The sequence below is a fragment of the Amazonocrinis nigriterrae CENA67 genome, assembly GCF_016056305.1.
In the GTDB taxonomy this organism is placed as follows: Bacteria; Cyanobacteriota; Cyanobacteriia; order Cyanobacteriales; family Nostocaceae; genus Amazonocrinis; species Amazonocrinis nigriterrae.
The window spans coordinates 87558-110804 of sequence record NZ_JAECZC010000055.1 but is presented as its reverse complement, the minus strand read 5'-3'; the positions used below and the strand labels follow the sequence as shown (position 1 = coordinate 110804).

25 protein-coding genes and 1 pseudogene are annotated in these 23247 nt (G+C 41.5%); 10 read left to right on the top strand and 16 right to left on the bottom strand.

Features of this window, described 5'->3' with window-relative positions; translation table 11 throughout:
- Nucleotides 1–12: 12 nt before the first annotated feature.
- From I8748_RS22800 to I8748_RS22780, 5 genes are all read right to left on the bottom strand, one after another.
- Nucleotides 13–630 (bottom strand): Uma2 family endonuclease, encoded by a 618-nt coding sequence (locus I8748_RS22800; RefSeq protein WP_198126823.1) that lies wholly within the window; start codon nucleotides 628–630, stop codon nucleotides 13–15.
- Between the two features lie 31 nt (nucleotides 631–661).
- Nucleotides 662–1837 carry an AGE family epimerase/isomerase gene (locus I8748_RS22795; RefSeq protein ID WP_198126822.1) on the bottom strand — a complete coding sequence of 392 codons (1176 nt, stop codon included), beginning with the start codon at nucleotides 1835–1837 and terminating at the stop codon, nucleotides 662–664.
- Between the two features lie 33 nt (nucleotides 1838–1870).
- Nucleotides 1871–2986 (bottom strand): glycosyltransferase family 4 protein, encoded by a 1116-nt coding sequence (locus tag I8748_RS22790; RefSeq protein ID WP_198126821.1) that lies wholly within the window; start codon nucleotides 2984–2986, stop codon nucleotides 1871–1873.
- A gap of 154 nt (nucleotides 2987–3140) precedes the next feature.
- A complete protein-coding gene (locus I8748_RS22785) occupies nucleotides 3141–3923 on the bottom strand; it encodes a PIG-L deacetylase family protein (protein ID WP_198126820.1) in 783 nt (260 codons plus the stop codon).
- 544 nt (nucleotides 3924–4467) lie between these two features.
- Complete coding sequence (locus tag I8748_RS22780; protein WP_198126819.1) at nucleotides 4468–6711, bottom strand: NHL repeat-containing protein; 2244 nt, start codon at nucleotides 6709–6711, stop codon at nucleotides 4468–4470.
- Between the two features lie 552 nt (nucleotides 6712–7263).
- On the opposite strand from I8748_RS22780, the gene I8748_RS22775 reads away from it, so the two are divergent.
- Together I8748_RS22775 and I8748_RS22770 are read left to right on the top strand one after the other, a co-directional pair.
- Nucleotides 7264–8439, top strand: a complete 1176-nt coding sequence (locus I8748_RS22775; RefSeq protein WP_198126818.1) for a glycosyltransferase family 4 protein — start codon at nucleotides 7264–7266, stop codon at nucleotides 8437–8439.
- Nucleotides 8440–8907: 468 nt separating this feature from the next.
- Nucleotides 8908–10056, top strand: a complete 1149-nt coding sequence (locus I8748_RS22770) for a glycosyltransferase family 4 protein (protein ID WP_198126817.1) — start codon at nucleotides 8908–8910, stop codon at nucleotides 10054–10056.
- A gap of 229 nt (nucleotides 10057–10285) precedes the next feature.
- On the opposite strand, the gene I8748_RS22765 is transcribed toward I8748_RS22770, so the two are convergent.
- The 3 genes from I8748_RS22765 to I8748_RS22755 all read right to left on the bottom strand — a co-directional run bounded on the left by I8748_RS22765 (nucleotide 10286) and on the right by I8748_RS22755 (nucleotide 12849).
- Nucleotides 10286–10657, bottom strand: a complete 372-nt coding sequence (locus I8748_RS22765; protein WP_198126816.1) for a hypothetical protein — start codon at nucleotides 10655–10657, stop codon at nucleotides 10286–10288.
- Nucleotides 10658–10778: 121 nt separating this feature from the next.
- Nucleotides 10779–11042: a hypothetical protein gene (locus tag I8748_RS22760; RefSeq protein WP_096559605.1), complete on the bottom strand. Its 264-nt coding sequence runs from the start codon at nucleotides 11040–11042 to the stop codon at nucleotides 10779–10781.
- A 220-nt stretch (nucleotides 11043–11262) separates the two neighbouring features.
- Entirely contained in the window at nucleotides 11263–12849 is a 1587-nt protein-coding gene (locus I8748_RS22755) for a mechanosensitive ion channel family protein (protein ID WP_198126951.1), read from the bottom strand.
- 568 nt (nucleotides 12850–13417) lie between these two features.
- Here I8748_RS22755 and ahcY point away from each other — a divergent pair.
- Entirely contained in the window at nucleotides 13418–14695 is a 1278-nt protein-coding gene (ahcY, locus tag I8748_RS22750; protein WP_198126815.1) for an adenosylhomocysteinase, read from the top strand.
- 212 nt (nucleotides 14696–14907) lie between these two features.
- The gene (locus I8748_RS22745) at nucleotides 14908–15246 is read left to right on the top strand and encodes a hypothetical protein (RefSeq protein WP_198126814.1); all 339 of its coding nucleotides are present in this window, start codon (nucleotides 14908–14910) and stop codon (nucleotides 15244–15246) included.
- 215 nt (nucleotides 15247–15461) lie between these two features.
- Here the strand turns inward: I8748_RS22745 and I8748_RS22740 are convergent, their stop codons facing one another.
- The 8 genes from I8748_RS22740 to I8748_RS22705 form a co-directional block, all read right to left on the bottom strand.
- Nucleotides 15462–15830, bottom strand: coding sequence for a Crp/Fnr family transcriptional regulator (locus tag I8748_RS22740; RefSeq protein ID WP_198126813.1), 369 nt, complete (start codon nucleotides 15828–15830; stop codon nucleotides 15462–15464).
- Between the two features lie 157 nt (nucleotides 15831–15987).
- Nucleotides 15988–17367, bottom strand: a complete 1380-nt coding sequence (locus tag I8748_RS22735) for an IS110 family transposase (protein ID WP_198126812.1) — start codon at nucleotides 17365–17367, stop codon at nucleotides 15988–15990.
- Between the two features lie 310 nt (nucleotides 17368–17677).
- Nucleotides 17678–17929, bottom strand: a complete 252-nt coding sequence (locus I8748_RS22730) for a hypothetical protein (protein ID WP_198126811.1) — start codon at nucleotides 17927–17929, stop codon at nucleotides 17678–17680.
- A 3-nt stretch (nucleotides 17930–17932) separates the two neighbouring features.
- Entirely contained in the window at nucleotides 17933–18406 is a 474-nt protein-coding gene (locus I8748_RS22725; RefSeq protein WP_198126810.1) for a hypothetical protein, read from the bottom strand.
- A complete protein-coding gene (locus I8748_RS22720) occupies nucleotides 18403–18687 on the bottom strand; it encodes a hypothetical protein (protein ID WP_198126545.1) in 285 nt (94 codons plus the stop codon). The genes I8748_RS22725 and I8748_RS22720 overlap by 4 nt, the downstream gene beginning before the upstream one ends.
- Before the next feature lie 84 nt (nucleotides 18688–18771).
- Nucleotides 18772–19032: a hypothetical protein gene (locus I8748_RS22715; RefSeq protein WP_198126809.1), complete on the bottom strand. Its 261-nt coding sequence runs from the start codon at nucleotides 19030–19032 to the stop codon at nucleotides 18772–18774.
- On the bottom strand, nucleotides 19025–19207 hold the full coding sequence (locus I8748_RS22710) for a hypothetical protein (protein WP_198126808.1): 183 nt from the start codon (nucleotides 19205–19207) through the stop codon (nucleotides 19025–19027). Before I8748_RS22710 ends, I8748_RS22715 begins: the two co-directional genes overlap by 8 nt.
- Nucleotides 19208–19366: 159 nt before the next feature.
- Nucleotides 19367–19624 carry a hypothetical protein gene (locus I8748_RS22705; RefSeq protein WP_198126807.1) on the bottom strand — a complete coding sequence of 86 codons (258 nt, stop codon included), beginning with the start codon at nucleotides 19622–19624 and terminating at the stop codon, nucleotides 19367–19369.
- Nucleotides 19625–20214: 590 nt separating this feature from the next.
- On the opposite strand from I8748_RS22705, the gene I8748_RS22700 reads away from it, so the two are divergent.
- The 6 genes and pseudogenes from I8748_RS22700 to I8748_RS22675 form a co-directional block, all read left to right on the top strand.
- Complete coding sequence (locus I8748_RS22700) at nucleotides 20215–20604, top strand: hypothetical protein (protein WP_198126806.1); 390 nt, start codon at nucleotides 20215–20217, stop codon at nucleotides 20602–20604.
- A 214-nt stretch (nucleotides 20605–20818) separates the two neighbouring features.
- Nucleotides 20819–21058: a hypothetical protein gene (locus I8748_RS22695; RefSeq protein ID WP_198126805.1), complete on the top strand. Its 240-nt coding sequence runs from the start codon at nucleotides 20819–20821 to the stop codon at nucleotides 21056–21058.
- A 75-nt stretch (nucleotides 21059–21133) separates the two neighbouring features.
- Nucleotides 21134–21490 carry a hypothetical protein gene (locus I8748_RS22690; RefSeq protein ID WP_198126804.1) on the top strand — a complete coding sequence of 119 codons (357 nt, stop codon included), beginning with the start codon at nucleotides 21134–21136 and terminating at the stop codon, nucleotides 21488–21490.
- A gap of 52 nt (nucleotides 21491–21542) precedes the next feature.
- Complete coding sequence (locus I8748_RS22685; RefSeq protein ID WP_198126803.1) at nucleotides 21543–21725, top strand: hypothetical protein; 183 nt, start codon at nucleotides 21543–21545, stop codon at nucleotides 21723–21725.
- Nucleotides 21726–22005: 280 nt separating this feature from the next.
- The gene (locus tag I8748_RS22680) at nucleotides 22006–22683 is read left to right on the top strand and encodes a hypothetical protein (RefSeq protein ID WP_198126802.1); all 678 of its coding nucleotides are present in this window, start codon (nucleotides 22006–22008) and stop codon (nucleotides 22681–22683) included.
- A gap of 5 nt (nucleotides 22684–22688) precedes the next feature.
- Nucleotides 22689–23247 (top strand): annotated as a pseudogene (locus I8748_RS22675) (hypothetical protein); the annotation flags it as partial.

Genomic DNA, 23247 nt, shown 5'->3' with positions numbered 1-23247 from the left:
ATGTTGGCTCAATCACTTACCAGTAGCACCCACAGAAAAAATCCGACTTAAGTTTAATAAACTATCTTCAAACCCTGGAATTTCTACTAACTGATGTGGTAAATAAATCTGTTTGCTGAGATAGTTAAATTCACCTTGAGCATTTTGATAAGGCTGACTATAGCGCTCTAGTTGACGGGCATTTAAGTCTACAATCCAATAATTAGAAATTCCTGCTTCTGCATACAGTTCTAACTTTTTTGTTTGGTCATAAATCAATGTAGAATCTGAAATTTCTATCACAAGTAAAATATCTTCTGGATAGGGATGATGAATTAGATAATCTTCATCTTTGCCGCGTGCGATCGCCACATCTGGTTCAGGTTCGCTTGCATTTGGTAGGGTAATTGGATCTTGTCCCCGAATAACTGCGCGTAGACGCGAAGCGGCTTGTCGCCAGACATCGCCTAAAAGTCGATCCAATTGACGGCAGAGTATAGAACCACAGACTGTATGAGGAGTTCCTTTTGCTACCATTTGCATCAGTTCCCCGCGAATTAATTCAATGCGATCGCTCTCCTTGAGAAATCCCAGTGAAATCAATTGATGATATTCTTCAATGGTGAATCGCTTTGGTGTCACAACGTTCATAGAACATGCACCAGATGGAAATGCTTTTATTTTAACTTGACTTCAAGGCCTCAAATTGCTGCCAGCAAAGGTATAGCGCGCGGGGTACATGAAAACAGCCTTTCCATTTGCCGCCTTTGAGATTTAACAGCACTTCTCCACGGCGGTTGAGGTAGCCAAACCACTCCCCGTAGTCGCGATCGCTAAAGTGTGACCAAGCGTAATCATGCATCTTTTGATACCATTCCCAGCACTCGTTACGCCCTGTAAGACGATAACCCATTGCCAATGCAACCAAAGACTCTAAATGCACCCACCACAGTTTTTGATCCCATTCGAGTTGTTGCGGGGGATGATTATCTGCATCCATAAAATAATACAACCCGCCATATTCACTATCCCAAGCAAAATTGAGGATGTTTAGCACTACATCAACGGCTTGATTAATGGTTTTGCGATCGCTTTTGCGGTTAGCGATGTCCATGATAAACCACATCGCCTCGATACCATGACCGGGATTAATTAACCTACCATCAAAACAATCAATGTGGGAACCGTAGAGACCAACATTTTCATACATCAGTCCCCGTTCCTGGTCAAGAAAATCATTCATGACTTCCTCAACAGTGGCAGCTAAAACGTTTTCCAGGGTTTCACTGGGTAGCAGCCACTCCATTTCTAGTGTCAAGTTGGCTAAAATCATCGGCACTGCCAAGGCTTTCATCGGACGCGTACCGGGATAAATCTTGTTATATTTTCCCTTTGGGTTATCTTTGCGGCGCAAAACATTGTTGTAAGCTTGCATCGCCACATCCTTAGCCCATTCTTCACCAGAAGCGAGGGCATATTGACTAAATGCCATTGCAGCAAAGCAATCAGAAAAGATATTGTAAGGCTGAACCAGTGGCTTACCTTCACAAGTTAGTGCAAAGTACCAGTTGCCTTCCTCATCTCTTCCATGTTGGGCGAGAAAATTCGCCCCATTGCTAGCAATTTGCAACCAATTTTCTCGTTTTTCTAACTGGTTATAAAGCATGGAAAAAGTCCACACTTGGCGGTTTTGCAGCCAAATAAATTTATCTGTGTCATAAACCTTACCCTCACGGTCTAGACAAGTGAAGTAGCCGCCTTGTTGCCAGTCTATTGAGTGTTTTTCCCAAAATAGCAGTACATCGTCTAGGAGGGCATTTTTGTAAAGTTCCGCCAGCGCTTTCAAATCATGCCCCATAACTTTCCTCCCCTGTTGTGCCAAAACTAATAGCTATTTATAATTACCAACCAAAACTTTTGGTGATTTTATCAGCTTAGACAAATTGTAGTTGGGAATTAATTCCCGGTATATAGCTAGTGTGTCCTCATTTACTCTAGCAGCGCTGAACCTCTCTAGGTTTTGTTGGGCGCGGCTTTGCCACTTGTAAAGTTTTTCGGGGTCTTCGAGTAATTGCGCTAAAGTAGCTGCCAAGGTTTGACTGTCTTTAGGCGGCACTAAAATACCAGCTTGTCGATTATCTAACGTTTCCGGAATGCCGTCTACATCGCTGGCAATAATTGCACAACCTGCTTCCCGCGCTTCGGTTAGTACTAAACCAAAGGATTCGCAGTGAGAAGCGAGGACGAAGATATCGCTAGCTAGCATATAGCGTTGTGGTTCTGGCTGAAAACCTTCAAAATGGATGCGATTGCTATAAGTTGTCTTTTGCACCATTGCCTCGAACATTGAGCGATCGGGCCCGTTTCCTACTAAGTATAAATGTGCTTGGGGAAAGTCTTTAGCAATTTTGATAAAAGCTTCGATTAACTCAGCAATTCCTTTTCTCGTATACATCCCCGCTACAGTTGTGATTGCTGGGCGGTGTAAAGGTAGTGGTTGATAATCTTTTAAATTACGATGTCGAGGGCTACCTAGAGTACCGTTAGATATGACTCGCAACTTTTTTTTGGATATACCACGCCGCACCATCGAATCGGCTACTGCATGACTAACTGCTATTACCCTATCTGCTAATCCCATCAATATTGCGCTACGCTGAAACTCGTTGTGAACTGTAGAAACTAAATTATATGGGCAGCCGCTTCTCAAAACCCCTGCTAGGACGACTCCTGTCATCATATGTGCATGAACAATATCGGGTTGAAACACCTGCACAATTTCCCGATAACGCCAAGCAGCTTTGATCATGTTCAACGGTTGTCTAGACTGATTTAGCTGAAAGTGCTTAACTCCATGACGCGCTAATAATATTTCGTATTCTCCCCCAGCAGAAGCTACGGCAACATCATGACCCGATTTTGCTTGCAAACAAGCTAAGTCTACTGCTACATTGACAATCCCATTACCTATTTTTTGTACATGATTTGTAATATGTAAGATTTTCATTTAATTCTTCTCCACAATGGCGATTAAATTTGGAATTTTGGGTTGTCATGAATTTAAATGTAGGTTTATTCTTAGTGTAAAAGCCTACTAAAATTGATTTTTTAAATCAAATTAAAATCCTATATGCCAAGACTTATTTAACTTGATTGCTTATTTATAATTCAGCATTAAAGAAAATTTCGTAAGCGCCTAAAAAATGTTTTATAAAATCCCGCGGGAGGCTTTGTATTTGAGAAGAATATGACGCGATCGCTCTCGCTTTTTTCTCTTGTACTGATGTAATTGAAAGATGGTAAGCTGCTGTTATATCCTGTAATTTGAGTAAAATAAATAGCGGCGCTCTCCAGAATAGCCAAATCGGGTATTGTAATAGCTCAACTTTAATCCCACATTGGAAAATTGCTAGTTTCACTAATTGGTATGTAGCCTCATGATCTCTATGGCAATCTTTTCGATGAGGTACGTAAATTTCTTCTGGCTGATAATATTTTATCAGTTCAGCTATCTGCTTAATTGTCTGTTGCTGTTCTTGGGAACTTAATTCTTGCAAACGCCCATCTGTCTTTTGCAAAAAGTGAATTTCTGACGGTGCTACTCCTAAAATACTTAATGCTGTCAATGCTTCTTGCTTACGGATCTGAATGATTTTATCTCGTGATGTTTCTAAACCTCCTGACCCTTGTCCATCAGTGACGAACACCACTACAACCTGTGTTCCCTGTTCACGTTTTTGGGCAATCATCCCACCACAGCCAAGTGTTTCATCATCTTGGTGAGGAGAAAATACCATCGCTGATTTTTGGTTACATGCTAGTGGCTGACTTCTACCATGTAAAATCCATCGAAATAGTAAGATGGAGTGAATATATTGTAATTTCTCAAGCCAGGAACTCGGCAATAATTTTTGTAAGTTTTGTAGATTAGCTTTGATTTTCATAATTTCCTATATTTTTTGATAAAAAATGTCTGCCGTTGATACAGTTTTTTGCTGTTCAATGTAAAACCAAACAGCATCATAATTCACTTTCAAGCTATTTTGGGACTCAAATATTTATTTTTTATATAAAGAAAATTATTGAATATAAAGATACAGCTAGCTTGGTATATTTTTAAATCAGCCTTATACCATTTATCTTATTTTTAATTTCGTATTCGTTTTCATGTATTTTATGTTGAATGACTTATGATAGCAGTCTTAAATCACATAATCATTACACCCCTTACCGTAAATGGTAAGGGGAGATAAAACACAGAAGTCAAAAGTCAAAAAAACCTTGATTTTTGACTTTTGACTTTGGACAATATTACGAATTGGTATTTCCCTTGCTAAATTTTAGAATGTTTTCCCAGTCCCTAATCCCTAGTCCCTAGTAGTTCACCACGCAAATTTTGACTCTTGGAGACCGCTTAAAGGGAAAAGGAGAAAGGGAAAGAAATTAAAAACATGCGCCCCTTTTCCCCTTACCCAATCCCTGTGCCTGTCAAAATCTTTTTGGCAGGCTACTTGTCCCTTTTACGCGATACATAATTACTTTACCTTTCCAATCTTCCTCAACAAATACTAAATACTCACCATTTGAACGGCGAAAAGCCCGGATACCGTGGGGTATATCAATCCAGCCACTTTCGCTATTCACTTCTGGGCCGGGTTTTAATTTTTGTACTGAAGTTCCTGTCTTGGCATTGTAGACATTTACTTCTGCTGTTTTGCCTGTGACGGTAAATACATAGTCACCAGCTACACTCATGGCGGCGGTAGAGACTTCACGTTTACCTGTGGTGTCGTAAGGGACTACGATTCGCCAACGGGGTGTGCTATTACCTTGACTCCAATTGTCAAAACGGGCAATCTCAGATCCTACGACTTTAGTATCATCGCCAATAGCCGGATGTTCTTTAGTGAACCCTGATAAATACATGGTGTCTGTTTCTGGAAAATACTCAATTCGCCGCAAATCAGTAAATAAGCTGGGATTTTGTTGCTTTTGCATCGAACTATAGGTGTAGATGGGATTGCCTTTAGCATCTAGTCCTTGCAAAGGATAGCGCCGGATACCGTCTTGAGTTCGCAAGGTTTTCCAAACATCTCCTTTACTGTCTACCCACCATCCGCCTAAGTAGGGATAATCTTTGCTAGTTTCGTATTCACCTTTGTCGAAGCTACCGTTACCGTTTTTATCCCGCCAAATCCATTCTCCTTGTTCTGGTTGATACGGCGGCCAATTTCCTGGCATTGATTTTTTATCGTCGCCATTGGTACCGACGAACATCCCCGCAGGAATAGCAATTTTGCCATCCTTGGCTGGATTAAAACGATAAATTTGCAGAAAGCTGCTGTACATATCTGTGAGAAACAAAAAGGGCTTTCCTTTGATGCGGCGAACAAAGGTTGCATCTGGTGATGTATGCAAGCGCGGATCTTGAGGATATTTAAAAGCGTTTAATGTGTAGCTTTTGTAAGTCCATTGCTTACCAGCTGACTTATTATGGTCAATTAAATAGCTTTCTTGTTTGGTAAATACATCTATGCCATCGCTACTAGGATCAGCATCGGCGTTATCAACAAATAACAATCCCAACAATTGCCATAGTTGCTTTCCTGATGGCGAAAACTTCCGTAAATCTGTTCCTGATCTGTTGAAACCATTACTATTTACATAAATATTACCTGCTGCATCTGTACCTACGCCGCTAAGACCGTAAAATTTTAAAGCTTGAACTTCACCAGGAATACCCGCATATATACCCCCTTTGCTACCGAAAGTACTAACTTGCACTGGCTTGTTTTTGATGTCGTAAATCAGTACTTGCTGACGAGGGCCATTGTCTGCAACTAAAAGTCTACCTTGAGGATTAATAGCGATCGCTGTTGGTTCGACAATATCTACAATCTGTTGGGGCAGTTGTTTTCCTGTCTGGGAATAATGCACAATCTTGGCAGGAGTACTACCGATTTTGTTTTGAATAATCCAGAGATTTTTTTGTTGATCGATAGCGATCGCACCCGGATGTGCCACACTAAAACTGCGTAGTTCTTTCATCGTGTCAGTATTGTAGACACGAATCAGGTTACTGGCAGAGTCACTCACATATAACTCATTGTTTACAGTTGCTAATCCAGTCACTTCGCTTTGAGTACTGGTAATTAACATACTTTTATCCCAACCGCGCCCTTCGTTAAATGGTGCAGATTTAAAAGATAAATCATAGCGTCTGACGCAGTACCATGTGGTTTTATCTGGGGGATAATCTTGATTAATCTTGCCGACTGCCCCCTGAACCATAGCCATGTAAATATATTTATCATTGGCTGTTATAGCTTTGCCACCACTACGACTCCAGCCGTGAGTATCATCTAACCGACCAATAACATTACCATCTTTATATATTCCTGCTTCTGCTCCACCTTCATCCCATTCACTATTGGTATAGACTGTACCATTGGGAGCAACATACATTGCTTCTATATAGTTTTGTACCCACTTGTTACCTCCGCCAAAACTATTACCTATCCAAGATGTTTTGTAAGTGGTTGTAGGCACTCCACTTACAGTCCAATCTGTTGTAATTTCAATGGAAGTAACAATTATCCCAATAGCTAGACTCAAAATTAAAAATTTTGCCAAATTGAATTTACGCAAATGCCTAGTTGGGAATAAATGTTTGATATTTTGATTAAGTTTTTTGTAAAACTTGGTAAACAGCTTTAGTAATTTATTTTGCATACTATTCCTCCAGTCATAGTTACTTGTAAACTTTAAGTAGGCATGATGTAATCCCCATAAACAAATTCCTAAAATTTAAATTTGAAAACTATAAAAAACTGATTTGAACTAATTCATAGCTTTTGACAGAACATATATATAGATAACAAATAGTTTATGTTCTGAATTGAATATTTACAAATAATTTACCAAAAATATACAAAATTTTTAATTTATTTATAACCAATAATCTTATTTAATTGTATGAATAATTACTAATTTATCTGCCAAAATGGTCAATCTCAATACAAAAATATCATGTTAAATATACTAACTATACTTTTTATACGAAAATAAGTGTAACAAATTAGCCTGCTGACTAGATCAAAATTTTATTGTGTTAATACTTGTGAATGAAATTTCCATACACTTTGGCGCTAATAATACGGATAATGTAGAAAATTACAGAATATCAGTACTAGAAACATCAATTTACTGCTGAATTTCAAAAGGCGGTTGAGCTTGGTGTAAAAGTGAACATATGCACGCTCAATACATCATAGGAGATAAGTAGTGGAAGATAAAAAAGAAAAATTTAATTCCGTATCTGCATCAATACTCACCCTTGGAATAGGCTGGTTCCCTAAAACGCCTGGAGGACTAGAAAGGTATATTTATGAACTCACACATAGTTTGGCAGCAAATCAAGACCAGGTAGAATTATGTGGAGTTGGTCTACCAGAAGTAAAATTGAATTTACCAATAAAGCTGACTAACCTAGCTTCTCCAGATAGTGCAATTTGGCAACGCCTGTGGTCTATCCGTACTAACTTCCAGAAAACAAGAGTAGGTAAACCTGATGCCATCAATTTGCATTTTGCATTATATAGCTTTCCTATTTTGGATATTTTACCCAAAGGAGTGCCAATTACATTCAATTTTCACGGCCCTTGGGCATCGGAAAGTAAACAGGAAATGATTGATAATAAATGGAGTATTTTTCTGAAGCGTCAGTTAATAGAAAAAACGACTTATAATAGCTGCGATCGCTTTATTGTTCTCAGTAAAGCCTTCGGTAAAATTTTACATCAAGATTATCAAGTTCCGTGGAGTAAAATTCATGTTATACCAGGTGGAGTTAATATTAATTGGTTTCAACCAAACTTGTCATCTCAGGAGGCCCGTCAACAGTTAAACTGGCCTGATAATCGTCGAATATTATTTACATCCCGTCGTTTAGTACATCGAACTGGGGTAGATAAATTACTACAAGCACTAGCAAGTATTAAGCCTAAAATTCCTGATATTTGGTTAGCAGTTGCTGGTCGTGGTCACATGCAAGCTACACTAGAACAGCAAGCCAGAGATTTGGGGTTAGAAAATAATGTTAAATTTTTAGGTTTTTTACCTGATGAGCAATTACCAATAGCTTATCAAGCAGCAGAATTGACTATTATGCCTAGTCAATCTTTTGAAGGGTTTGGATTAGCTGTAGTAGAATCTTTAGCTTGTGGCACACCAGTTTTATGTACACCTATTGGTGGAATGCCAGAAATTTTATTACCTTTTTCCCCAGAGTTAATTACTAATTCGACTGAAGCCTCAGCTATTGCTGAAAAATTAGAACAGGTACTATTGGGAAATTTACAAATACCTTCACGCCAAGCCTGTCGTCAGTACACTATAACTAATTTTGATTGGAATAAAATAGCCCAAAAAGTGCGTCATGTTCTCTTAAAGGATGTTTGACAAGCGAATATAATTAGCTAGTAAACAAACGAAGACAGCCTACAGGATAAATACGAAAAATCTAAATTGTCTCTGGTTTAGGCACAACTTTAGACTGCTAATAGAAATAATCAATTAGACTTTTCAAACATACTTTCAGCTAAAATTTTTAACTCCTAAACGGCAGTTGCTTCAAGTCGGCAAAGCCTTTCGGCAGTCGCTCATGGGGGGAACCCCCAAGACCCTTACGGGTACTCTTCGAGAACCCCTTCGGGGAACGGCAGTTACTCCACTTGGTGAGGGAGTTGCCGTCTTGGCGCCTTGCGTCGATGGCAAACTCCCGTTAGCGAAGCGGTAGCGAGGAACGAGCGTCACCCGAAGGGGGAGACCCCAAGACCGTACTGCCTCACCGCGCTGCCTCACCAATGCACTCCCTCCTCCTAACTCCTAACTTCTAACTCCCAACTCCCAACTCCCAACTCCTAACTTATGAAAATTCTATTTTTAGACCAAAGTGGTAAACCAGGCGGTGCAGAATTGTGTTTAATAGATATTGCTAAACCTTATTGCGATCGCTGTTTGGTAGGCTTATTTGCAGATGGCCCATTTAGAACTTTACTACAACAGCATCATATCCCTGTAGAAGTTCTCGCAACCCAACCAATTCAAGTTCGCAAACAAAGCAATTTCATACAAGCGTTGGGAAGTTTAGGACAACTTGCACCTCTGCTTGCTAAAGTCATACAAAGAGCTACTGAACACGATTTAATTTACGCCAATACACAAAAAGCCTTAGTTGTTGGCGCATTAGCTAGTTTTTTAACTCGTCGTCCCTTGGTGTATCATTTACATGATATTCTTTCCCAAGAGCATTTCAGTCAAACTAACCTTCGAGTTGCTGTTAACCTAGCCAATCATTTTGCATCGTTAGTAATTGCCAATTCCCAAGCTAGTCAAAAAGCCTTTGTCCAAGCCGGAGGACGTGCAAAACTTACTACAATTATCTATAACGGCTTTGAAGTGAAGAATTATCAAACTTGTGAGTCTGATGTTAAACAATTACAACAACATTTAGGACTAGCAGGAAAATTTGTAGTTGGACATTTCAGTCGCCTTGCACCTTGGAAAGGACAGCATATTTTAATTTCTGCCCTTGCTGAATGTCCGCCAGAAGTAACAGCAATTTTAGTGGGTGATGCGCTGTTTGGTGAACAAGATTATGTGCAACAATTACACCAACAAGTTGCCGCACTAGGATTAGAAAACCGCGTTAAATTTTTAGGATTTCGTTCAGATATTCCTCAGTTAATGGCAGCTTGTAACTTAATCGCACACACTTCTACTTCTCCAGAACCTTTCGGTAGAGTAATTGTTGAAGCAATGCTATGTGGAAAACCTGTGGTTGCAGCCAAAGCTGGCGGTGCAATAGAATTAGTAGAACACGACATTAATGGTTTTCTCATAACACCAGGAAAACCTCAAGAACTTGCACAAGTAATTAACAATTGTCTTCAAGAAATAGAGACAACTGCAACTATAGCAAATAATGCTAAAACAAGCGCTAGTCAGCGTTTTGATTTGACAGCTATTAATCAACAAATTGCTCAATCGCTCAAATCATTGCTGAGTATTCAGTGAAAGTATTTGTTTATTATAATTTTCTCCCAACAACTATGGGTCATAGCTCATTCTATTGACATTTTATCTAGAGATATTAAGCAATTTCAAGAATTTTATAATATCACTACTGATATATTGGCTTTACTTTCTCAATAAAGCTTTAGTAGAGTTGGGTTTTGTTCGTCAACCCAACCTACTTAGATTATGTTGTTAGCTTTAATTGAACCGTGTTAGGCTGTAGATATGACTACAAGCCGACTAATTCCCGTGATTCAAAATCGGTAAGTTGTTGAGCGATCGCTAATCTCGCTTCTAGTTTTGCTACACTAAACTGGTTACGCAGATATTCCAAATGGGCAAATGTATTTGCTCTTTCAAGAGTTAGTTGAATTTGCATATCTATTGCCTTTTGATATTCATGATTCACAACCAACACTTCAAAGCGACGTGCTTTACGTTGAGAATCATTTTTTAAATCCATATCAAAAGCAGCTGCGCGATCTGCATTACCTTCAAATCGGTTAATCTGTTGCTGAACTGCCATCAATTGAGAATCTAGTTCATTCATCCTTTGGGCAGCTTGTGCTATTGCACTTGGATAATGACTAAGTTGCATCATCAAATAATATTCCTTGGCGAAAATCTTGACAAACAAAATTAGCTATAATGGTGATGAAGAGCAAAAATTCAAAAGTTTGCATTTTGAATTTTCAAATGATTTTCGCACCCTGCGTTTTTAATTACGCTACTTCCCGGAGTGGCGATGAGACCGCTACTTCTGGGAATGAAAGCGAAAGTTGTTCAGCTTGTGGAACCGCTGCTTGCTCTAATACCTGTACTTCAATATTGACACTGACTAAATAACTGCCTGTATCAGCACCCACTGCTTCAGCGATTAATTTCGCAATGTCCGGGCGTTTGGCAGTCAACGGGTCACGTAAGATACACCGATCCCATTCATGCTTGGCAGTTGGGTTGAGGCTGAGAATGTAATGTTTAATCATCTGACTAACCCTTGAATCCATCTTCACAGAAGACTGTCACACAGCCGTTTTGTACTGCACTCGGCTTTGTGGACGCTATATCTATTATAGTACATTTGTACTGTATTGGGAAGATGAGGGAGGTGGGGGGAGCAGGGGAGATGGGGAGATGGGGGGAATAACAACTGACAACTGACAACTGACAACTAACTCCCAACTCCTCACTCCTCACTCCTAACTTTTAACTATCTTCTTTGCCATTTGTATGATTGTTAAGCAACTGCACGTCATTCACCCAAATTGCTTGTTGTGGGACAGGAATCGAAATTCCGGCTTTGTCTAAAGTAATTTTCAAGCGGCGGCGATACTCTCGTGCCACATCCCATTGCTTGAGTGGTTGTGTCTTAATCCATACACGTATAATTAAACCGCGATCGCCAAAATTATCTATTCCCAAAACTTGCGGTGTTTCTAGAATTTGATGTTGCCATTTTGGGTCTTGATCCATCTCTATGGCTACACTACCAATCAATTGCAAAGCATGGTCAACATCAGCTTCATAGGCAATGGGAATCGTCAAATCAGCCCTTGCCCAACGGCTAGAAAGATTGGCAACAATTTTAATTTCACTGTTGGGAATCGTAATCAAGCGTCCTTCTGAATCTCGCAGTTGGGTCATCCGCAGATTCAAATTTTCTACTAAACCTCCCACATCTCCTACAGCAATCACATCGCCTAAAGCGTATTGGTCTTCGATGATAATCAAAAAGCCATTAATGGCATCTTTAATCAAGTTTTGCGAAGCCAGAGACACCGCAACACCAACTAAACTGGCACCAGCTAGCAAGGGAACGATATCTATACCCAACGAGACTAAGGCTAGTAGTATGCCTACGCCTACCCAAACAATAGTCACAATACTTTTAGTCACACCAGAAAATGTGGAAACCCGCAGTTGCAAACGTTCAGAAGTTTCTGAACTTAATAAAGCACCACTGCTGATCAAAGTCGTAGTGAAGCGGTCAATCAAGGCATAACTCAAGCGAATTGCCACATAAGTTCCCAATGCCACTACAGCTAATCTCACAGGAATTTGGGCAGCTGTGAGCATAGCTACTTGAAACGGTCGTGTATAGGGAAATAGACCCAAGATGATGAAACTGCCGCTTCCCCAAATCCCTGCTTGAGTTAGCTGATACAGTCGTTTTTTGACTTCTACAAGATGGCGATGTTGTTGTTGATTGAGTTGTGTTGTAATTGGTTGGGCTGTCTGTTGAGCTTGGTGAGTCGGCTTTGATAAATTATTTCTGGAACGGCGCTGCCAAATATATACACCCCAGCTTGTGGCAATCATTACTAACCCAATGCCAGCAGCAATTTTACCTTGGTTGATTAAAAATTGAGTTTGTCGTTCTTGCCTTGCTTGTTTGAGATAGTCTTGCAACTTGTCGGTAATTTGATTTGCCGATATAAATGGATCTTCCTTCCGCAGTTGGGCATCCTCGTAAGTGATGGTCATTAGGTATCGATTGTTAACATAAATGACTGGTAATCCATTTAATTTCCGAGTTTCTACCTTGGCTTCTTTGGTAGGCGATCGCAAATAATTTTCAGTTATCTGATCCAAATTCTGTTGGATATCTTGTGAACGTTCAGGAAAATTGGTTTTTGTTGCCGCGATCTGAAACAACTGGCGACCGTCCAAATAAATCCACCCAGAAACAATTTTGTTATCTGAATCATTACTCTGATTGTTGGGAGTTTGAATTAGAGGTAAAAAGGGAATTTGCGATGTGGCCTTTGGCATAGGCGCAACAGTTAACACCATTGACCCTGCGATCGCCCCGATTACGCCCCAACACAAACTTTGTTTGTGTTGCACTCGCGTCAAAGGCGAGTGGGAGGCTTCTAATAAAGCCTCCGGGCGTAGGACGCGCTTTGCGATCGCCAAAAATTGTAAGCGCACTCCAACACCTCCTTAAGCAAAATTTACTGTTGAGTACTCCAGAGCCATCCTGCACAATTAACTTGAGTAAATGTACCTACCTAAAGTTAAGTTTTTGTCCTCACTGACTAAAATTTTCATCTTTTTGGACATTATCTATATATCTTGAGATAGATGACAACTCGCTGAATTTACCAGTAGCCCTGGTTAGGACAGTTCTTGATAATACTCTTACCAAAAATAAAGTTAAAACAAAAAAGCTAAGGATAAAGTTGACATGACGCTGAACAAACGTCAAGCTAGTGCAAAGAAGGCACAAATGTAAATTCCTGAGCTTTGGGCTTTCATTCTTTCGTTGGTGATCACAGCCAAAAATCACCAATCATGGAATAATTGAGTAGAGTTCGCAATTTTTGCGTAGCTTTTTTTACTTTTTAGAGGACATATTTGAATGACCGCAATTTCTCCCCGATTAAAGCACGAGGTTAAAGACCTCGCCCTAGCTCCCTTGGGAAGACAGCGCATTGAATGGGCTGGACGCGAAATGCCAGTTTTACGGCAAATCCGCGATCGCTTTGCCCAAGAAAAACCCTTTGCAGGGCTTCGCCTTGTGGCTTGCGCCCACATCACAACCGAAACAGCACACCTAGCTATTGCACTCAAAGCTGGTGGTGCAGACGCGCTCCTAATTGCTAGTAACCCCCTATCAACACAAGATGACGTAGCTGCTAGCCTCGTCGTCGATCATGAAATTCCCGTCTTTGCCCAAAAAGGTGAAGATAACGAAACTTACAGCCGCCACGTCCAAATCGCTTTAGATCACCGTCCCAACATCATTATTGATGATGGTAGTGATGTGGTAGCTACCTTGGTTCAGGAACGCCAACATCAAATCGCTGATTTGATTGGTACCACTGAAGAAACTACCACCGGAATTGTCCGCCTCCGCGCCATGCTCAAAGATGGCGTTCTCACCTTCCCCGCTGTCAATGTCAACGACGCAGACACCAAGCACTTCTTTGATAATCGCTATGGTACAGGGCAATCCACCCTCGATGGCATTATCCGCGCTACAAATATCTTGCTGGCTGGTAAAACCATTGTTGTGGCTGGTTACGGCTGGTGCGGTAAAGGTACAGCATTGCGGGCGCGGGGTCTTGGTGCTAACGTAATCGTCACCGAAATCGACCCCATTAAAGCAATCGAAGCTGTAATGGATGGTTTCCGCGTGCTACCAATGATAGAAGCCGCACCCCAAGGTGATTTGTTCATCACAGTTACAGGAAACAAACACGTGATTCGCGCTGAACATTTCGAGGTGATGAAAGATGGCGCGATCGTTTGTAACTCTGGTCACTTCGATATTGAAATTGACCTGAAACACCTGGCTAGCCAAGCTAAAGAAATCAAGCAAGTACGTCCTTTTACTGAACAATATCAGCTAGTAAGCGGCAAATCAGTCATAGTGATAGGTGAAGGACGCTTGGTAAACCTCGCCGCTGCGGAAGGACATCCCAGCGCAGTCATGGATATGAGCTTTGCTAACCAAGCTTTAGCTGTGGAATACCTAGTGAAGAATCAAGGTAAGTTGGAACCTGGTTTGCACTCAATTCCCACTGAGGTAGATCAAGAAATTGCTCGCCTCAAGTTACAAGCAATTGGAATTAGCATTGATAGCCTCACACCAGACCAAATTGAGTACATCAATTCTTGGACTACTGGTACTTGAGTTAACCCAGATGTCTACTGAACCAACGGTAGAAATGAAGCGATAACTCAATCTTAATATTTCTGTTTGTGGGATAGGCAAATTGCCTATCCCATTTTTTTAATAGTAATTCGTAATTGTTGTTGATAAAAATCATGTTTAACAATCAATATAGATTGAGGTCATTTAATTTTGGGAATACTGATAACAGTTATTCTTTGCTTAGGGGTTAAATGAAAAAATCTATAAAAAGGCTAAATCAAATTGGTGAAATAGCTGCATGGCTGGCTATTGTTGAAGCAATTTTTTTAATTGCTTCTATTTACTTAGCACCAATTAAGAGTTGGACTTCTTATCTGGTTGCCATACTTTTAATTACTGCCAGCCCATTTTTAACATTTTCTCAAGGGCTGGTTCCCTTGATAACTGGTCGAATGCGTGTGAATGTAGCGTTTATATATGAGTTTGAAGCTCCTACATTTTTTGCTAGGTTAATTGGCTTGGTTCACATAATGCTTGGAGTCTTAGCCTTACTACTTGGTTTGGTATGCTTAATTATATGGTTAAGCTGAGAAACCATTGATAAATTAGCTCAACTTGTTAGGTCATTTGAAGTATTGGTTGCCCAGAGTAATAGTAATGATCTGTAGTGTTTTGTTCTAGCAATTTGGTGTGAGCAGAGATCAACTTTACCTACGCAGACAAAACATACTGTTGAGGTACTGTAAAAAAAAGCCGATCCCTACTCCCCATTTCAGCCGTAGTCTCAATCCTTAAAACTAATGCATTAAACCATATGCTGCAAACGACTTAGGCGTTCGGAGTAGTTTTTGATGACATTTAGGGCAAACATGGGTGTTTCCTGAACGGCGAATAGAAACCTTTTTTCATCAAGAAAGGCAAGTTTACAATCAGTTTTAGCGATCGCTGTATATGTTCTCTTTTTTACGCCTACAAGCACTCCCGTACCAAAAACGTCGCCAGGCTCAATTGTCTCAACAATTTTGCCATTGATTGATATGTCTACCTGTCCTTCGACAATACCATACATAAAATCACCAGGTTGTCCTTCCTCAAAGATGACCTCACCTGCTGCAAATTCTTGTGGATTAGGTTGTTTTTGAAAGATGCTGAGTGTAATGACTGGACTTAACATGACAACAAATCTAAAAATGCTGATTTTTACACGATTTTTTTGTCTAGGTAATCCTAGAGACGAGAAAAGTATACTACTTTCACTCTAAAGATGGGGACTGGGGACTGAGGAATTTAAAAACCCCCAGCTTGGTGAAGTGGGGGTTTAGCATCAGGGATTAGTGAAAAGCGATCGCAATCGCTCTAGTTAGCTCCCGAAACAGCATATTAGCAACCTTAGAACTCAGCTTAGACTGCAAGTGTTTACCATTGAGCAGTTGTTTCCCAGAAGCATCAACATTTTCTTTGAGTTTGGCTTTGTACTGAGCAATCTCGTTGCCAATGTCATTGTCAGGCAGGCGGTCAACTTCGATTTTAGTTATGACATGTTGCCAGAAGTTCATCCGACACAACGCCGAACCGCTACCTTTTTCCACGAGCTTATCGCCGGACTGCTCCAGGGTTGTACCCATACCTAACCTCAGCTTGAAAGCGTCGCGGCTGCGGTTACGTTTGACCCGCTTGGTGTCACCGGGGGAGAATTTCACCATACGTTTACCATTCTCACGGGTAACTTCCTTTTTCTTCACCTCCCGGACTTCTCGCTCAATCAACGGTTTGCCATTGACCAGGAACGCTTCAAACGGATAAATCCGACTCAGCAGCCGGGCGCGAACCCGTAACCCAAATTTAAAATTGTCAAATACCTGGTTGTACATTTTGAACTGGTCATCGTTGATCAACAACTTAAGTTCAACTTCTAACCGCTGTTCCTCCAGGGCGATATCGCATAACCAATCAGCGTGCAGCCTGACAAATGGATCTATGGAAAATCCAAACTGTACTGCTACCGACTGCTGGTAAGCCTTAGTGAGAGATTTGTAACTTTGGGGGTGTACCTCCAGTTCCCGCTGCGCTAACCAACCCCACAATGGGGGGACATTTCCCAGTTTGGTAGTTTCAGTTTTACTGTGTGCCTTTTCAGGAAACTGCCACGCTAAGGCCTGACGGGTGTAGTTAATAATCGGTGACTGTACACGGTTGAGGTGTTCTAGTTTCTGCACCAGTTCCCGCAGCTGATCAATAACCTCGGGCCTGTGCATGAGGAATTGGCGCTCGTTGAGTTCACCAGACTCTAGCTGATTCTCTTGATCTAAAGCGTAAGCAGCCATGGCCAAAGCATCAGCAGCATCGGATTTATTGGGTAAATTCTTACCACCGCGATAACGGCGTAACTCAATGTGACCAACCCAAAGTATTTTCACTCCCAAACTTTCTAAAATCCTTGCCCAAAGTCTTGAGTAATGATTGCCTGTTGGCTCAAGGATTGCCACATCAGGATTATTATCTCGTACATAATCAGCAAAATCAAAAGCTGATTTTTGATTGCCTTTAAGCTTAGGATTAGAGTAAAAAGTAGGGAATAAATTATTAGCTTTAGTCCGTGACTTTTGCCAATAATTCTTTAATCCGCCTTTGGGATAGGATGTTAAAATATGACAAGTGACACTTGATTTACTAACATCAACTCCCAAAGATGTGATTGATTTAATTGTCATGGTTCTGCCGATAATTGGGGTTTAGTATTCGTGGTGCGAACACGAATGAGTTAAAAGCCCAGTTTTGACGCTTGAATCCCCTAACACCCCACCAAAAGAGGGGCGCGATTCACTCTTAACGCTGGGTTTATCCCGGTCGTTCGCGCTGCTGGTGCGCTTGAAAGTAGTAACACCCCACAAAATGGGTGTGCGTTTCTGGTTTAACGCCCCAAGCAGTGCAAACAAGGGGCGGATTGCTTTGGACACAACCCGCGACGGTGGGTATTACCCACCGTTTCGGCTACTGTGTCAGGTAGCCATCATCAGGCGGTTATTCTTCTTCGTCGTCCTCTTCCTCTTTTTCGGGTAATGAATCAACGATTTCTATTAGTAATTCAGAAGCTGGTTCTAGTATTTTTCTAATGTCAAGATCTACATGAAGCGCGGCATACTCTTCATCTTTTATGTTTCCCAAAGCGCCATCAATTTTAGCTTTGATGTGGTGTAATGAATGCCAAAGTATGTAGTAATCCCATGCTGGATCTGGTTGCCAAGTATTATTAGTTCTTTCAGAGTTACTCATAAGTTATTGCTGATATCTCCTCAAGAAATTATCGAGTTCACCGTTAGTTACTTGGTCGTAAGTGGCAATAACAATAGATGGTTGGTCAGATTGATCGTCAACTCGCTGTATTGAAGCTGTGATATTTCGCTGCTGCAATAGTGCTTGCACTTCTGGGGACTCTAAAGCGGCTTGTGCATCAGCACAGTCACGTGCGTGATACGGAAAAATAATTTGACTCACATCAGCAGGTGCATTATTAATGAATTGCAACATCCATTTTTTGCCCTGCTCAATTGGCGGTTCGGGAATATAAAACTCAACTGAGACATTTTTCTGTACAAGCATTCGCTGTATATCGAAACTCCTCAGCGCTTGCTCAAATACGGCTAAATTGGCCTCATCTTCAACGGGGATGCGGACTACTTCATCCCGTAGAGCTAACCGAATCTGTTGTTTAATAATCTCCTTACCTCGACTAATTGCGGCTTGACTCATAATTGCCTCCGATTTTTAAAACGGTGATTACAGTTGCAGCGCTGTTGAATGAGCGCTGTAGCTTCTACCCAAACTTGATGAATGGCTGTGGCATCTTCATCAGAAAATATTTGCTTGTCGCCGTTGTGCCAGGTGACAACGACGAAATCCTTTGATTTACCAATTTCGGTAACTGCTTCGGCTGCTGGTACAAAGTGAAGCTGGCGAACTTGGGCTAGGTTCAACCAACCAGAGTTAGGTGTTTTGCAAGTAAACACGCTGTTGACTGATATAATTTGCATAATTTCTTGGTTCCGTTGCGCGGATTCAAAAGAGCGATCGCGTGACTCCATTAACCGCGCGATCGCAACAAAATTTCAGTTTGATTACACCTGGTCAATCAAAAACCGGATTAAGTCTTGTTTGGTAGAAGTAGGCATTGGCATTAATTGAACACCAACTGCTATAGCTCGGTTGCTGATATGGCCTGCTTCGCCACACAAACTGATAGCTAGGCTATTAATCAGATAGAATTTGTCACCCTCAGACATATTCTCAAAATGGCTACCAAACTCTTTTTCTAAGTCATCCAGTAAGGTGCCGTCGCCTGGTGTGTGGTTGGTGTGATATCCAAGCGGTTCACCCATTATTAATCAACTCCTGTTTGTCATAGGCAACGTCAAACTGATGTTGGGGTACACGTCTGCATAGGAATTTCAGATAATCTTCGGCGTCCTGACGGTTAAAAAACCGTGCAACACATTTAGATTGACCATCAGACGTGCAGAAAATCGCCCACGGTTTAGTGAGTGTAGTTTGCATATTTAAAATCCTTGCATTCAAGTTTTTAAAAAATCACCAGCGCACCACGCCAGGGCGCTGGTGTTGTTTCGACAAATTTACGGAATGTTTAATGAAGCAGTTACTACATGCTCTACATAGTCATAGGCAATCCTCAATTTTGTGATCAAGTGTGAGCGCTTAAATGCGGTAAACAGCCAACGCGTGCTGCACAACGGCTTGTGCATCTTCTAGCGTTGAATCTGGATCGTAGTCAGTGTTATCCTTAAGTGCTTGATAATGACTACTGTTCAACACCTGATGTAATAGGTGGTTAATAGTTGAGAGATTAGATTTAAAGTTTGCGGGTGTATCCGCGTTGTCTGTGATGATGTCGCTCATAATTTTGGGTTGATTAATTGGCAAGTAAAGCGCCAGTAGACGGGTGTAAGCTGGCACTGGATGACTATTTATTCACGCCTCACATAGAAATTTGCTTTAACTGATTTGCGTCTAAATTTATACCTCTAATGCTTACAATGCTCAGGAAAGCCAGCAACGGAAAGTTAGTGTTACTGGCAAATTACTAGTGCTTGTGGGCACACGGGGGAGTTGAACCCCCAGCAAGGCCGCCGAGGCTCACTAACCGTTTGCACCCAGGAAACGCCAGAGAACTGGCGAGTGTAAAAACCCTATGAAAATTCAGACTAATCGCATTGTGTTGTAGTGTTCGGTTATACCTCCAATTCACGGCATGTTCAGTTATCAGTTAACAGTTGACTGTTAACTGTTGACTAATAACTCAGCACTCAGCACTCAGCACTCAACACGATCGCAATTCACACGGGACTTAATATGGCTGAACTACTCTTCATCAGTGTTCGTGTGCCAAGGTGCTAACTGCATTGGTTCCCGGTTGGCGATAGGAGAGGAGAGAAAAAAGTATTTTGCTAATGCAGAATACATAATGTATATTATGCATGAGCGGAATTATTGTCAAGCATTCCGCTCATGCATAATTATTCCGCTCATGTAAAATAGAGGAAAATATGGATTGTGCGAATGGCAAGACGAAAGAAATCAGCAGAAGATGTAACTACTGTGGGGCTGAAATTGAGTCAGAGCGCATGGGAGGAGTTACAGAAGAGAGCAGCAGCGATGGGACTAACAAGATCAGCGTTAGTCGAGAAGATAGGCACGGGGGAAATCCCGATTGGAAACTCGTCCCAGTCAGGGACACAACTGCTGGGAAAATCTTAGAGCGCCTAGAAGCTCTAGAAAAGCGTCATTTAGAGTATGTCCATTCTCATCAAGCTCGGCTAAAGGCGCGGCTGGGAGAAAGTGAGCAATCAGAAAATGAGTTCAAGGAAGAATGTAACCAAATAAAAAGTGATATCTATCATCTAGTAACTCAGTCAAAATCTGTAGATATCCAGTAATAACCGTCTTACCTGTATGGGTGGGGCGGTTTTGCATAGGTGCGGCCACCCAGCAGTGAAAACTGGGTGGATGAAGAATACGCATCTCAAATTATTATGCCAGCAACAGGACACAAATAGATCACAGTTGACTGATAACTCATGACTAATAACTTTCTCCCCATCTCCCCATCTCCCCTGCTCCCCTGCTCCCCATACCCAATACCCAATGCCAATGACTGATAACTCAAGAGCTTGGAATAAGTTGATCCGAAATGCTGCTGGCTTTGCCGACGGACTCTCAAGTGTTCAGTTTGCCCGGCTAATGGGTGTGGGAATTGAGGTAGTAGCGCGGTGGCGAAATGGCAAAGAGCCTGCCCCCGACGGCTGGTCTTTCCATGATGGAAAATGGCACCCATTCCCAGAAGATGACCTGACCGGGAGCGATTACGTACAAAATCATCACCCGCCGTAGAACATCTTCTCCCCATCTCCCCAGTCCCCAATTCCCCATGCCCAATGCCCTATGCCCAATTCCCAATACCCAACCATGACCAAAGACGAAGCAGCTAACTATCCACCCAACAAACCCTGTTACTACACGGGCAACACCAAACGCCTGCAAAACACCAGGCTGTTTATTGTGAAAGTCATAGGAAGAAAACATGCAGAAGTGGCCCTATCACCTTACTTGAAAGACAACCAGTACAACAGCACTGTTCGCCTGGAGAACTTGATTACCGAAGAGCAATGGCACGAGCAGCGCGGCTGTGCAAAATCCAATGAGCGTGACCTGACCGGGAGCGATTACGTACAAAATCATCACCCGCCGGAGAAAATCACCGACGAATCCCCCCATCTCCCCCATCTCCCAATTCCCAATTCCCCATTCCCAATTCCCAATTAGACAAATGGAAGATCCGATAACACAGATCCTCGAAAGCAAATTACAGAAATTAGTGGATTACATTTACAGCCTTCACCCCGACTTAGAGCCAGGTGAAATAGCAGCCATTACCGCATTTCTCATTGACGGCTTACCGGCGGTAATTGAATCGTGTGATTTAAAGCCAAACATTCACGACATGGCGGCAAGCCTCAAACAGAAACGCCAGCAGGCAAGCGTCGCCACTGACAACTGACAACTGACAATGAAAAATATTCTACTTACCGGGTTAATAATCGCAGCGACAATCTTGTTGAGCGCCTTACTATCAGCCATTCCCCTAATGCTTTTGTGGAATGCAGTAATACCAAGCATATTCCCAACAGTTCGCCAAATTGACTTTTGGCAGGCCATAGGATTGATTGTGATTTGCACAATCCTGTTCAAGAGTTTCTCGTCATCAAAGTAAAAAAACCAAAAAGCCACCAATAGATTACCAGTCAGCGGTGGCTTTGGATAGTTCAACTAACAGAATTATGCCAGAACATAGCCAAAAAATCAATCTTCCTTGGACGGAAGAACACGAAGCATTTTGTTATCAAAACCAGATATCACCAGCTGCTAAATCACTATGGCAATGGCTAATGAGGCAGGGTGAAATATCAACAGAGATAGAGCCGGATTTATCAGAATTTAATGCCTGGGTAGAAAAAAATAGAGGTAAAGGTTATGCACATAACTACCTCAAACAGATATTTAACCAGCTAGTATCACACAGAGTTATACAAGTAGTTAAACAGTACTCTTGGAAGATTTGTAAGTTATTAGTTAGACCGTTGTCATGGTTGAAACCACAGAGAGAAAAAAACTTACAAAACCGTAACTCTAGTTACAAATCACAGCCTTCAAATGATAATTCTACCGTGACGAGTGATATACAGCAGCAGCATTCTACTAACAAGCAACTGCTCGAAGACAACGGTATTTATTATGACGATAACGTTACTGAAGTATTACATCGTCCAACTAATGAAATTAAGTTGGCTTTAATCATGTTTGCGTTACGTGGTGGATTTGAAAAAATTCCCAATCCTGAAGGATGGATACGCGATTGTTTGAGGCGAAGGTATTGGGAATATCCGCGTAATCACAATCATTTACTACAGCTATACGGGAACTCTACAGAATGGGATGACTTATTCCCTTCTGGATAATTCCTATGTATAAAAAAACCTGCCAAATTGGCAGGGCAATTAATAAACGCAGCTTAATTATGACTGAACAATTAACACTGTTTAATACAGAATTATTCGCCAACTACGACGAATCCACCGAACCACCTGACCCAGATGAATATCCCACAATTGCAGCTTACGAATCGGCACATGCAGCGTGGGAACGGAAATATCCCCATCTGGTAGATGAAGTCCACGGAATGAGTGAGGATGAGGAGGATGAGTGCGAGTGCGCTGTTGCTCCCGAACTTTGGGGCGATTGCGATCGCACCTCTGCTCCCGAACTTTGGGGCGATGGCGATCGCAATTCTGCTCCCGAACAATCCCAACCTGGTATTAGGTGGTATTGGGATGAAGTTGTTTTTGACGAAGATTTAGAAACTGCTCCCGAACATACTCCGCTTGTTCGGGAGCAATTTGATACATCTGACGCTCTCTACCCGTATAAAAGTGTTCGGGAGCAGGTAACACATGAGACTCTTGATACTGATTTTGTTCGGGAGCAAAAACCAGTTACTCAAGTTGCTCCCGAACACACCCATT